The organism is Roseimarinus sediminis (assembly GCF_050433125.1).
Lineage (GTDB): Bacteria > Bacteroidota > Bacteroidia > Bacteroidales > Prolixibacteraceae > Roseimarinus > Roseimarinus sediminis.
Window position 1 is genome coordinate 138,262 of sequence record NZ_JBNPXV010000009.1, and the last position, 14,471, is coordinate 152,732.

7 protein-coding genes are annotated in these 14,471 nt (G+C 46.7%); 6 read left to right on the forward strand and 1 reads right to left on the reverse strand.

The features are described from left to right. Positions 1-158 precede the first annotated feature (158 nt). Entirely contained in the window at positions 159-1,172 is a 1,014-nt protein-coding gene (locus FHS86_RS13035) for a LacI family DNA-binding transcriptional regulator (protein WP_429414315.1), read from the reverse strand. A gap of 396 nt (positions 1,173-1,568) precedes the next feature. Between FHS86_RS13035 and FHS86_RS13040 the strand changes: the two genes are divergently transcribed. The 6 genes from FHS86_RS13040 to FHS86_RS13065 all read left to right on the forward strand — a co-directional run bounded on the left by FHS86_RS13040 (position 1,569) and on the right by FHS86_RS13065 (position 14,450). Next, complete coding sequence (locus tag FHS86_RS13040) at positions 1,569-4,532, forward strand: SusC/RagA family TonB-linked outer membrane protein (RefSeq protein ID WP_429414318.1); 2,964 nt, start codon at positions 1,569-1,571, stop codon at positions 4,530-4,532. A gap of 19 nt (positions 4,533-4,551) precedes the next feature. Further along, positions 4,552-6,747, forward strand: a complete 2,196-nt coding sequence (locus FHS86_RS13045) for a RagB/SusD family nutrient uptake outer membrane protein (RefSeq protein ID WP_429414321.1) — start codon at positions 4,552-4,554, stop codon at positions 6,745-6,747. A gap of 26 nt (positions 6,748-6,773) precedes the next feature. After that, positions 6,774-7,826, forward strand: coding sequence for a SusE domain-containing protein (locus FHS86_RS13050; RefSeq protein WP_429414323.1), 1,053 nt, complete (start codon positions 6,774-6,776; stop codon positions 7,824-7,826). 112 nt (positions 7,827-7,938) lie between these two features. Then, entirely contained in the window at positions 7,939-10,047 is a 2,109-nt protein-coding gene (locus FHS86_RS13055) for a glycoside hydrolase family 97 protein (RefSeq protein ID WP_429414326.1), read from the forward strand. A 16-nt stretch (positions 10,048-10,063) separates the two neighbouring features. After that, positions 10,064-12,799 (forward strand): alpha-amylase family glycosyl hydrolase, encoded by a 2,736-nt coding sequence (locus FHS86_RS13060; protein ID WP_429414329.1) that lies wholly within the window; start codon positions 10,064-10,066, stop codon positions 12,797-12,799. A 106-nt stretch (positions 12,800-12,905) separates the two neighbouring features. After that, entirely contained in the window at positions 12,906-14,450 is a 1,545-nt protein-coding gene (locus tag FHS86_RS13065) for a rhamnogalacturonidase (protein ID WP_429414332.1), read from the forward strand. Positions 14,451-14,471 lie beyond the last annotated feature (21 nt).

Consider the following 14,471-nt stretch of genomic DNA (forward strand, 5'->3'; position numbering starts at 1 on the left):
AAGTTTGATTACTGATTCAAATGTACTGAATGAAAAACAATGATCCAAATTGATGAAGCCCCGAAACGCCGATATTTACAAGCATTATAGGCGTTTTTAACGCTGAAGCATCCAATGCAAACGTTTGCGAAAAAAAATGCAAATAGATGTAAAAAATTTTATCTGGTCGACGAACGGATAATCAATTCCGTTTCGATTAAATGTCTTTCGGGAACAAAATTCTCCAGTCCGTTGGCTATGCGATGCAGCAAAATCTGTGCTGCTTTTTTGCCCATGTTGTAACCATTTTGATCGATGGTGGTAAGCGGAGGGTCGGTAAGTGTTGCGTTTTCGCCATTCCCGAATCCGGCCAGCCCGATTTCTTCAGGTACCTTAATGTGATTGCGTTTCAATGCCTTCAGTGCACCCAGGGCCGTGAGGTCGTTGACGGCAAAAATGCCATCGGGCAGGTTGCCTTTTTTGATAAGCTGATCGACGGCTTCGGTAGCCACATTGAATTTATCAGCAAATATGATCTGGTTTTCATTGAAGTCGATTCCATTTTTTTTGAGTGCATCTTCAAAACCTTTCTTTCTGAAATAACCTATTTTCAGGTTTTGTGGTGCCGCCAGATGTACCAACTTGCGATGCCCTCGTTGGATCAGGAAATTAACAATGTCGAAGGCAGCTGAATAATCGTCGATCAGCACCTGGTCGGAGGGAAAGGCATCGGTACCCCGGTCGAAAAAAACTACGGGAATGTTGTTTTGCTGAAAAAACTGCAAGTGACCAAAATCACAGGTTTCCTTCGATATTGAAACCAGTAGTCCTTCTACCCTGTTCGAATAGAGCATGTTGGCATTCGATCGTTCGCGGTCGTAAAGCTCATTACTCTGACAAATCATGATGTTGTAGCCTGCCTCGTAAGCTACGTCTTCGATCCCACTGATTACCGATGAAAAGAAATAGTGTACCGTTTCGGGAATAATGACTCCAATGGTAAAGCTTCGTGAATGCTTCAGACTGAGCGCAATGGCATTGGGCTGGTAATTGAGTTCCAGTGCCAGCTCTTTTACTGCCCTTTTTGTTTCGGGGCTGATATCGGGATGATCCTTCAAGGCCCTCGATACGGTGGATGGTGAAATGCCCAGTTTGCGGGCTATGTCTTTTATGGTAACCTGATTGCTTCTCATGTTTGAAGATTCGAAAGCATAAATATAAAAATTAAAGCTGTTAAACGGAAGATTCTCTTTTTAAACTTTAAAGTATGGATGTAGAACTCAAAAACATTCGTGCTTTTTTTGGGTATTTTCAAAAACATGTTTTAAAGCATATTTAGTGCAAACGTTTGCGATATCGTTTGCGTTTGTTTTTTCGTGCAAAGCCTGAAAAAACAGTATGTTTCGTTAATATTAAAGTTCTATATTGGCATCGATTCTTTAAGATTATTTAAGATTGAAGCTGATTACTTCATGGATTTTATGTGGATGAAGAAGGGAAAAGTTCTTTTTCCTGAACTTGAAGCATCGAAATCCCAATTATTGTTTTAGAAGGAAAGCACTTTAAAACTAAAAATTAAATTCTAACGTATGAGATTTAATCGATTTAAACTACGTAATGTTTTGCTGCTTGCGGCGATGCTGCTTGTTCAGCTGTCGATGGCACAGCAAAACGTTATTACAGGTGTGGTTACCGACTCACAGTCGGGTGAACCACTTCCCGGTGTTACCATAGTAATAGATGGTACAACAATCGGAACTACTTCGGGATTCGACGGCGATTATTCCATTGAGGCGGCTCCCGGTCAAACAATTTCTTATTCCTATATCGGTTATGTAAGCCAAAGGATACTGGTTCAGAATCAGAACACCATTAATGTAAGCCTTTCATCCAATATTGAAGACATAGGCGAAGTGGTGATCATCGGTTATGGACAGGTGAAAAAGGAAGATGCTACCGGTTCGGTTTCGGCTGTTTCGGTCGACGATTTCAACAAAGGGGCGATCACTTCACCTCAGGAACTGGTTTCGGGTAAAATAGCCGGTGTGCAGATTACAAGTGGTGGTGGTGCGCCCGGATCGGGTTCGACCATTCGTATTCGCGGTGGTTCATCCTTGTCGGCAAGTAACGATCCGCTGATTGTAATCGACGGGGTTCCGCTCGACAACGATAACGTGTCGGGTATGAGAAACCCGTTGAATACCATCAATCCCAACGACATTGAAACCTTTACTGTACTGAAGGATGCCTCGGCAACCGCCATTTATGGTTCCCGGGCTTCGAACGGTGTAGTAATAATTACAACCAAAAAAGGCCGCCTTGGTCAGGGCATGAAGGTGTCGTACAGTGGTAACTTCTCGGTAGGTACCCGCGCGAGTGAAATCGACGTATTGGATGCTACCGAATACAAAGCCCTCCTGCAGGAGCTGCCAACAGCCGATCTCGCCAATGCCATCGTGGGTGAAGCCAATACCGACTGGCAATCCGAAATATTTCAGATGGCTACCGGTACCGATCACAACCTGAGTTTGGCAGGTGGTGTGGCCGACATCCCTTACCGTGCCTCAATTGGTTATTCGAATCAGAAAGGTTTGTTGAAAACTTCAAGCCTTGAGCGTTTTACCGGTTCATTGAATCTGAATCCACTCTTGCTTGACGAACACCTGCAGGTGAATGCCAACCTAAAGGGAATGTATGTAAACAACCGTTTTGCTGATCAGGGCGCCATTGGCAGTGCCATTGGCTTTGACCCAACCCAGCCTGTTTACGACAGCGAAAGTCCTTATGGTGGCTATTTTACCTGGACCCAGCCCAACGGAGCCCCCAATACGGTGGCGCCCGACAACCCGCTGGCCATGCTCGAAATGCGCGAAGATGTATCGCAGGTAATGCGCAGCATTGGTAACCTTTCACTTGATTATAAATTTCACTTTCTACCTGATTTAAGGGCCAACCTTAACCTCGGTTACGATTATTCAAAAAGTGAAGGAACCATTGATGTTCCCGAAAATGCTTCGTGGATGTACGATGCAGTGAATGGTGGCGGTGAAAAAAGGGAGTACACACAGGATAAACGCAACGAGCTGCTCGATTTCTACCTTAATTATGTGAAAGAAATCGAAAGCATCGATAGCCGTATTGATGTGATGGGTGGATATTCATGGCAGCATTTCTTCCGTGAAAATTATGCCAAATCGACCAACGTAGCCGGAACAAAAGATTTATATCTGGCCAATTATGATCCAACCGAATATTACCTTGTATCCTTTTTCGGCCGTGTAAATTATACACTGAAAGACCGCTACCTGGCAACCGTAACCCTTCGTCAGGACGGAACCTCCCGTTTTTCGCCCGAAACCCGCTGGGGGCTTTTCCCGGCTGTTGCTTTAGCCTGGAAAATGAGTGAAGAAAGCTTTCTTAAAGATGTGGATGCCATCTCCGATTTGAAACTTCGTCTCGGATGGGGAATCACCGGCCAGCAAAACATTGGACAGGGCGATTATCCTTATCTTGCCCGTTACACTACCAGTCAGGACAATGCAGCTTATCAGTTTGGCGATGGCTATGTGAATACACTGCGCCCCGATGGTTACGATGCCAACATCAAGTGGGAAGAAACCACTACCTACAATATTGGTCTCGATTATGGTCTGGCCAACAACCGCATTACCGGTACCATCGACGTATACCAGCGTGATACAAAAGACCTGTTGAATGTGGTACCAGTTGCTGCCGGTTCGAACTTTACCAACGAACTGCTTACCAACGTGGGCGACATGACCAACAAGGGTTTTGAATTTTCAGTTAATGGCAGGGCCATCAGTACCACCGATATGTTCTGGGAAATAGGCTTTAACCTTACCTACAATCAAAACGAAATTACCCGTCTTACTGCTTCCGACGATCCCAATTACCTGGGCGTTGAAACCGGAGGTATTGGCGGTGGCGTTGGAAATAACATCCAGATTCACAGCGTAAACTTCCCTAAAAACTCCTTCTATGTTCAGGAGCAGGTTTACAATGCCGATGGTAAACCAATTGAAGGCCTTTATGTTGATCGTAACAAGGATGGTCAGATTACCAACGATGACCGTTACCGTTATAAAACACCTGACGCTGACATCTTCATGGGCTTTTCATCACGCTTTGAATACAAAAACTTTGATGCCAGCCTGGGCGGACGTATCAACCTGGGGAACTATGTTTACAACAACATCGACTCACGAATGGCTTACAAAGGAAATCTATACTGGTCGTCGGGTTACCTGAACAATGTTACCCGCGATATTTACAACACCGGATTCTATGACTCTCGTTTCTTCTCCGATTACTATGTGCAGGATGCTTCTTATTTGCGTCTCGATCATATTACCTTGGGGTATTCTATTCCGAAACTCATGGAAAGTATGAATCTGAGAGTTTATGGTACTGTTCAGAATGTACTGGTTGTAACCAACTATACCGGGCTCGATCCTGAGGTTAGCGGAGGTATCGACAACAACATCTATCCGCGACCACGGACCTTCATGTTGGGTGTAACACTTGATTTTTAATCGGAAAACAATATTGAATATGAATACAAGAAATATTAAAATATACGTATTGGTGGTTTTTGCAACACTGTTTGCGATGACCTCATGTCTGAACGACCTGAACACCATACCACTTGACGACGATGTCACCACAAGTGCAACGGTGTACGATAATCCCGAGGCCTATCGCCAGGTACTGGCGAAAGTATATGCAGGTCTTGCTACTACCGGTCAGGAAGGACCTGCCGGCATCCCCGATGTGGGAGGTATCGACGAAGGTTTTTCTTCCTATCTGCGTGGATACTGGAACCTCCAGGAGTTACCCACCGAAGAGGCGGTTACCGGTTGGGGCGACGATGGTTTGGTTGATCTTCATGCTCAGGTATGGACATCGAACAACGACTTTGTAAAAGGTTTCTATTACCGTGTTTTTTACCAGATCGCCATTGCCAATGAATTCATTCGCGAATCGAGCGATGAAAAACTGAATGAGCGCGGAGTAAACGATGCCCAGAAAAGCGAGATTCAAACCTATCGTGCCGAAGCCCGCTTCCTGAGAGCCTTAAGCTACTGGCATGCACTTGATATGTTTGGTAATGTTCCCTTCATCACCGAGAATGATCCTGTTGGTTCTTTTTTACCTGAACAAATCGAAGCAGGTGCCTTGTTTGAATACATCGAAGGTGAACTGCTCGAAATAGAAAGCCTGATGGCCGAACCAATGACCAATGAATACGGCCGTGCCGACCGTGCTGCTGCATGGATGCTGTTGTCGAAGCTTTATTTGAATGCCGAGGTTTATCTTGATGAAGCACATTATACCGAAGCAGCTGAATATGCGCAAAAAGTAATCGATGCCGGTTATGAGCTGGATCCTGTTTATGGTAACCTTTTCCTGGCCGACAATCATACTGCACAGGGTATTATCTTTGCTGTTCCTTTTGATGGTGTTCATACCAAAACATGGGGTGCTACTACCTTCATCATCAATGGTGCCATTGGTGGAAGCATGGATCCTGCCGACTTTGGAGTACAGGAAAACTGGGGCGGTCATCGCACCACCAGTGCCTTTGTTCAGAAATTTCCACAATATGCCGATGCCGGAAAAAGTGTAGTTGTTCCGATGAAAAGCACCGCAGCTTATCCTGTATTGTATGTGCCTGGTTCCTACCAGGGATGGGATGCAGCCAATACTTCAACGGTGGTTTATTCACGCGAAAGCAACAATCAGTACGAAGGATACATCTACATTAATGAAGATGGTGCCCAATTCAAATTTGACAGCTTTGGTGACTGGAGCCTCAACTATGGTGACAGTGGTGCCGACGGCACCCTTGACCAGGACGGTGACAACATCGTCGCAGGCGATGCAGGTCTTTACAAATTGAATGTTGACCTCGATGCCATGACTTATTCCATGGTTCGCACCGACTGGGGCATCATTGGCGACGCTACCGAAGGTGGCTGGGACAGCGATCAGAACATGACGCTGAACGCCGATGGATCATTGACAGCCGAGGTAAAACTGGCTGCAGGTAGTATGAAATTCAGGGCCAATGACGAATGGACCATCAATTACGGCGATACCGGTGCCGATGGTTTGCTGGAGTTAGATGGTGAAAATATCGCTATTAGCGAACCCGGAAAATACACGGTTACTTTGATTTTGAATGCTGCAGATTACACTTACGGAATGGAAAAAGCAAGTTCCGACGAGCGCGCCATGTTCCACACCGATGGTCAGTCGATCGAAATCGACCTGATGTCTGACTTTACCAATGGATATGCAGTGACCAAATGGAAAAACCTGACTTCTGATGGTGTTGCCGGTTCTGACCCTGTACATGCCGATACCGACTACCCGATGTTCCGTATTGCTGATGCTTACCTGACCTTTGCCGAAGCAGTACTTCGTGGCGGAGGCGATAAGAATCTGGCAGTGGAATATGTAAACAAGGTACGAACTCGTGCTTATACCGATGAATCGGGTAATATCACCGCCGGTGAACTGACTCTCGATTTCATTCTCGATGAGCGTGCACGCGAATTGTACTGGGAAAGCCATCGTCGTACCGACCTGGTTCGTTACAAGCTGCTAACCGGCGGCGATTATATCTGGCCCTGGAAAGGCGGAGTAAAAGAAGGCAAGGCTACCGATGCCAAATACCGGGTATTCCCGATACCGGCATCCGACATTATTGCCAATCCAAACCTGGAACCAACCAGCGGTTATTAATCGTGTAATTTTAAATTGTAATCATTATGAAACAAATACAGAAATTAGGATACATCGTACTGGGGCTGTTTTTATTCTTTGCCTGCGAAGAGGTAGAAAGAGAACCGGTTGCAGTACCCGGTAACGGACCGGTACTTGAAGAACCTTCGATGGGTGCCAACATGGTATTTACCGAAGACAACGCTTCCGATTCAGTATTTTTTAGCTGGGAAGAAGCCGACTTCGGATTTCAGAGTGCAACAACCTACGTACTCCAATTCGACCGTGCTGGTAATGATTTTGCCGGACCTATCGACATTAGTACAACCTCAGATATTGAAGTGGGTTTAACCGTGGCAGAACTCAACTCAAAACTGCTGGCTTATGGTTTACCCCATTCTATGGCTACACAGCTCGAAGCCCGTGTTATGGCCCATGTTAATCCCAATGTTGATACACTTTATTCCGAAAGTGTTGCCTTGTCGGTAAGTCCTTACGAAGTGGTCATCATTTATCCTTCGTTGTATGTGCCGGGTAATTATCAGGCAGCCAGTGGCTATACCAACGACTGGTCACCTGCCGATGCACCACAACTCTATTCGGTGCTGAGCAATAGCAAATACGAAGGCTATGTGAATTTTGCCAACGATGGCGGAATGTTCAAGTTTACCGATCTGCCCGACTGGACAGTTAACTGGGGTGATGATGGTGCCGATGGAAGTCTCGATGCGGGTGGTGCCGACATTGCTTCTCCGGGAGCAGGTTATTACAAGATGAATGTCAATCTGAACGATATGACTTACAAGATCGAGAATACCACATGGGGACTGATTGGTTCAGCAACTCCCGGTGGTTGGGATACCGATCAGAACATGAACTACGACATGGTGAACCATGTGTGGACCATCACCCTCGATTTGGTAGCTGGTGACATTAAATTCCGTGCCAACGATGCATGGAACCTCGATTATGGTGACAACAGCGCGAATCTGACACTTGACCAGGGTGGTTCCAATATTGTAATTGGAGAGGCTGGTAACTATACCATCACCATGAACCTTGAGGTACCGGTTTATACTTATTCGGTGGTAAAAAACTAAACAGCTGATCAAATTGATGAAATAGCGAATAGTATAAAGCGCACCGAATGCCTGGTGCGCTTTATTTTTAAATTTTTTCATGAAGTGAAAAAACAACTTAATCTGAATTGAAATGAAAATTTTCCTGTTAGTAGTATTTACCCTGTTGTTAACAGCATCGTGTAGCAATTCTGAACAAAGAATGCAGGAAACATCACCCGATGGAAAACTGGTGCTTCACTTCTCGCTTGACGACCAAGGGGTGCCACACTACCAGCTCCGTTATGGTGATCAAAATGTTATCCTTCCTTCAGAATTGGGCTTTGAATTAGATCATCGCGAACCCTTGAAGGCAGGTTTTATTATTCAGGATATTGAACACAGCCGTTTCTCCGAAGAATGGGAAATGCCCTGGGGCGAAAAGCGCCTGGTCGATAATACCTGGCAGCAGATGAAAGTCGATCTGAAACAGGAGGCTACTGGGGTCTTGCTTTCGATTGTGTTCAGGGTTTTTGACGACGGACTGGGCTTTCGCTACGAATTTCCCGAACAGGAAGGAATCGACGAACTCATCATTCTTGACGAATTGACACAGTTCAGGCTTACAGGAAACCACACTTGCTGGTGGATTCCCGGCGACTGGGACATCTATGAGCATTTGTACTCTACCACTCTTTTTTCCCAAATTGATGCTACGACCAAACGCGATAATCCCAACCTGGGACAAACTTACATTCCCTATAATGCCGTGAATACGCCGATGACCATGCGTACCGAAAGTGGTCTGCATCTGAGCTTTCACGAAGCCGATCTCACCAACTATGCGGGCATGACCCTGCTGGTTGATACCGTAAATATGCAAATGACCAGCGAACTGGTCGGTTCCGACCGGCTTGGGTACAAAGTGAAACGTTCACTTCCTTTCAATACCCCGTGGCGCACCATTCAGGTATCGGAAGGTGCGGCTGGTTTGATCACCTCCGATTTAATTGAAAATTTGAATGAACCCAACAAACTGGGTGATATTTCGTGGTTCAAGCCGATGAAATACATGGGTATCTGGTGGGAAATGCACCTTGGAAAATCGACCTGGGATATCAGCAAGACCCAGGCCGCCGGAGATGCTGCAGCGCTTCCCGGAGCCAATATCTCAAGCCACGGAGCCACCACCGAGAATGCAAAAGCCTTCATCGACTTTGCCTCGGAGCACAACATTGGCGGCTTACTGGTCGAAGGCTGGAATACCGGCTGGGAACACTGGATTGGTTTTGAAGACCGTGAAGGGGTTTTCGATTTCATTACACCTTATCCCGACTACGATCTTGAAGAAGTGGTTCGCTATGGAAAGGAAAAGGGAGTGGAAATCATCATGCACCACGAAACATCGGCAGCTCCGAGGACCTACGAAGCACAGCTTGACACGGCTTATTCCCTGATGCAAAAGCTGGGAATCCATGCTGTAAAAACAGGTTATGTTGGCAAAATTATTCCCAAGGGAGAGTACCATCACGGACAATGGATGGTGAACCATTATCAGAAGGTAATTGAAACTGCAGCAAAATACCAGGTGGCTGTCAATGCCCACGAACCCATTAAAGGAACTGGCAAACGCCGTACCTGGCCCAATATCATTTCCCGCGAGGGCTTACGCGGTCAGGAATTCAACGCCTGGGCTTCCGATGGCGGCAACCCTCCCGAACATCTGCCCATTGTGGCTTTTACACGAATGCTGGCCGGACCGATCGATTTTACCCCCGGCATTTTTAACCTGAAACTTGAACCCTATAAGCCGAATAACCAGGTAAGCACTACCTTGGCCAAACAGCTGGCCTTGTATGTAATTATCGACAGCCCGGTACAAATGGCTGCCGACCTAATCGAGCACTACGAAGGGCATCCTGCATTTCAGTTTATCAGCGATGTGGGGGTTAACTGGGAACAAAGCCTGGTATTGAACGGCGAGGTAGGCGACTATATCACCATGGCGCGTGAGGAACGCGAAACAGGAAACTGGTTCCTTGGTAGTATCACGGACGAAAAGGCACGCAATTTTGAGCTTCCCCTCGATTTTTTGAAACCCGGACAAAGCTACAAGGCCATCATTTATGCCGATGCCCCCGATGCTCACTGGGACAAAAATCCTGCAGCCTATACCATTGAAGAAAAAACCGTAACTTCAAGCGATGTACTAAAACTGAACCTGGCCGAAGGTGGCGGGGTTGCAGTGAGTTTGATGAAATAAGAAGCGAAAGGATACCATGAGATTGAGAAAATACTTTTTTAGCATCTTGCTGTCGCTCCCCATCTGGACGCTGGCACAAATAAGCACTTCACCTGAACTGCCGGTGGCCGATCAGTCGGTAACCATCACCTTCAATTCGGCCGAAGAGAGTCGCCTGGGCTATTTTACCGGCGATTTGTATGCCCATACCGGAGTAGGCACCGACGAAGCAGGCGACTGGCAACATGTAATTGGCAGTTGGGGGAACAACGAGGCACAGCCTAAACTCGAATACCAGGGCGATGGAATTTATCAACTGAACATTGCACCCGACATTAATTCGTTTTACAGTGTTTCAGCCGGTGAAACTGTGATTAACATGTCGTTTGTATTTCGTAATGCAGCAGGAACGGCTCAGACCAACGATCTCTTTGTGACGGTGTACCAGCCCGGATTGAGTGTCGACCTGCAGGTGCCCGATAACAACGCAATTCTCGAGCAAAACACTTCGGTCAATATCCAGGCTACAGCCACCGAAGCAGCAGCTCTCACCCTGAAAGTGAATGGTACAACGCTTGCCGTAACAAGCGGCACAAGCATTAGTGCCGATTATGCTTTTGCCGAAGCAGGAAATTACGAGGTGGTGGTACAGGCAAAAGCAGGTGCCAATGAAGCCGCCGATACCTCGATGGTGCTGGTGCGCAATGCGGTTGAGCAACTGGCACTCCCGGAAGGCTCCCGAAAAGGCATTGCTTATCCCGACAATCAGTCGGTACGGCTGGTGCTTTGGGCTCCAGGGAAAGAGTTTGTCTTTCTTCTTTCAGAACTCAGCGACTGGGTACCTAAAAACGAATACCAGCTAAAAAAGGACGGCGACTATTTCTGGATTGAACTCAGCGGACTGGAAAGTGGTAAGGAATATGCCTTTCAATACCTGATTGACGGCGAAATCTTTTTGGCTGATCCTTATACCGAAAAAATTCTTGATCCATGGAACGACCAGTACATCAGTGCTGAAACCTATCCCGAATTGCTGACTTACCCTGTAGGTAAAACCGATGGAATTGCATCGGTTTTTCAACCCGGAAAAAGCAACTACACATGGAAATTTCCGCAGGTTGAAATCCCTGCGAAGGAAGAAATGATCATCTATGAGCTATTGATTCGCGATTTCACCGAAGAGCATAGTTATGCAGCAGTTATTGAAAAGCTTGACTATCTCGAAAATCTGAACATCAATGTACTGGAGCTGATGCCGGTGAATGAGTTTGAAGGGAATTCAGGCTGGGGATACAATCCCTCCTTCTATTTTGCCCCCGACAAATATTATGGCCCGGCCGACGAACTGAAAAAACTCATCGATGAATGTCATCAACGCGGAATTGCCGTTGTGATCGACATGGTACTGAACCACAGCTATGGACAGAGTCCCTTTGTACAAATGTATATGGACAACTGGACCATCACCAGCGATAATCCCTGGTACAATGTTCATTCGAATTTTCAAAATCCCGATGCACAGTGGGGCTACGACTTTAATCATCAGGCGGCGGCTACCCGCGAACTGGTCGACAGTGTAAACAGCTTCTGGATGAACGAATACAAGGTCGATGGATTTCGTTTCGATTTTACCAAAGGATTTTCAAATACGCCCTATGGTCCCACCAGCTGGGGAAGTAATTATGATTTGCCCCGTATCAATAACCTAAAACGGATGGCCGATGAAATCTGGAAACGGAAACCCGGTGCGCTGGTAATTCTTGAGCATCTGGCCGACAACAGTGAGGAAAAGGCGCTGGCCGACCATGGAATGTTATTATGGGGAAACATGAATCACGCTTATGGAGAAGCAGCCATGGGTTATACCGATAATTCGGATCTTTCGTGGGGCTATTACGGACAACGTGGATGGAGTGAGCCCAATCTGGTCACCTACCAGGAGAGTCACGACGAAGAGCGCAATGCCTATCGTTGTCTGAACTTTGGAACCAGCTCAGGAGCCTATAACATACGAAACCTGGATGTTGCACTCGATCGGCTCGCACTTACGGCCCTGTTTCACCTTCCACTTCCCGGTCCGAAAATGATTTGGCAGTTTGGCGAACTGGGCTACGATGTCAACATCGATTTTAATGGACGCCTGGGAGAAAAGCCTGTACGGTGGAACTATGTCGATAAGGCCAATCGGGCCGATCTGTTCAAAGTATATGCTGCATTGAATCTGCTCAAGCAAAATTACAGCGAGTTTTCGGAAGGCGATTTCACATATTCTTTAAAGGGAAAGGTGAAAAGCTATCAACTTAGCAACGAAGGCGAGCATGTAATCGCCATTGGGAATTTCGATGTACAGGCACAGACTGTTTCGATCGATTTTCCAACAACGGGCACCTGGTACAATTACTTTGCACAAAGCACCATCGAGCTAAGTTCGCCAACAATGGATTTCAACCTTGAACCGGGTGAATACCTGCTGCTCACCACCCGTGAGATGGAACAGCCCCAGTTTAGCATCCGTCTCGACGATCAGTTTATTGGGGAATCTGTGTTTCAGTTTTATCCCAATCCAGTGAATGACTGGCTTACCATCGAAGGAGAACAGCTAAGCAAAGTCGGCATATATAACTTAAGTGGCCAACAACTGATGTCCTGGGAAGTACAACCAACCGTAGGTCGTACGCGACTTGATGTTACTTCGCTCAAAAACGGAATTTATCTTTTACGTGCAGAACAAAGAAACGGATCAACTTTTAGCAGAAGAATTGTAAAACAATAGCTTATTGTAGCAAAAAGGGGGAGAAGGGCAGCAGATGTATATTTGCTGTCCTTTCATTTTGAGCAGGAATTGCTATCTTCATCGCATTCATTTAAAATAGGAAATTATGCTTCGTTTAGCCCCTCTGCTTTTTTTGGTCTTCTTCAGCCTGAATTTATTGGCCGGCCCCGGATCAACAAGCTTCAATGTGCTTGACTACGGTGCAATAGCCGGTGATGAGCAAACCGATCACCGGGCTGTCAATGCGGCCATCGATGCAGCTGCAGCAGCCGGTGGCGGAACGGTTTACTTCCCCGCTGGTGAATACCTCTCTTTTTCAATCCGTTTGAAAAGCAATGTGAACCTGTATTTGGAAGCTGGCGCCATACTGCTTGCAGCCAATCCGGCAGACTTTCCCGATCAGGGTTACGACCTGCCCGATTACAATGTGTGGGGCGACTCACTGCAATACCAGGATTTCGGCCACAGCCACTGGAAGAACAGTCTGATTTGGGGAATCGGTCTCGAAAATGTTATCATCGAAGGGCAGGGAATGATTGATGGCAAAGGCCTGGTAAAACACGGTAGTCGTGCTCCCGGACTGGGAAACAAAGCCATTGCTTTGAAAAACTGCCGGAACATTGCCATCAGGGATATCACCATTTTCAGGGGAGGGCACTTTGGTATTCTGCCTACTGCGGTCGACCAGTTTACCATCGACAATGTGAAAATCGATTCCAACCGCGATGGCATCAACATCGACTGTTGCCGCAATGTAAGCATCAGCAATTGTTATGTGAATACCCCCAACGACGATGCCATTGTGCTGAAAAGCTCGTATGCACTGGGATATGCGCGCACAACCGAGAATGTGACCATTACGGGCTGCAAGGTTTCGGGCTTTGACATGGGTACTTTTCTCGACGGCACCTATCAAACTACCCAGACCATGGCACCCGATAAAGGAGGGGTTACGGGACGTATCAAACTGGGTACCGAGTCGAACGGTGGTTTCCGGAACATCGCCATTACCAACTGTACTTTTACCCATTGCCGTGGCCTTGCCATCGAGTCGGTCGATGGTGGAATTATCGAGAATGTGGTGGTAAGCAACCTGGTAATGAACGACCTTGTTAACTCACCTTTTTATATCCGTCTGGGTTCACGAATGAGAGGCCCCGAAGGAGTGCCGGTTGGAACGCTTAAAGGAATCTCCATTTCCAATGTTACCATCACCGGAGTGCCACCACGATACGCAGCACTGATCATGGGAATTCCCGGTCATCCTGTTTGCGATGTCGACTTTAACAACATAAAAATGAAGGTTCAGGGCGGCGCACCCGCCAGTCAGGCACAGCTTGAAGTGCCCGAACTCGAAACCGGTTATCCCGATCCGCGCATGTATGGTGATATTCCTGCATGGGCCTTCTTTGTTCGTCATGCCGAAAACATCGATTTCAACAATGTGGAAGCAGAATTTGAAGAAGACGATGGCCGGCCGGCTTATGTACTCGACGATGTGGCCAATGCTCGCTTTTTCGATATCGAAGCAGACAAAAGCAACACTTCGGGCTTGATGCAGCTGGTAAATTCTTCTGATATTACGATCAAATGGTTTAAAGGTTTGGAAGATCAATTCCTGATGCAAAGCGGTGAGAAGTTAAGAAAATAATGATTAAGCGATAAATTGAAA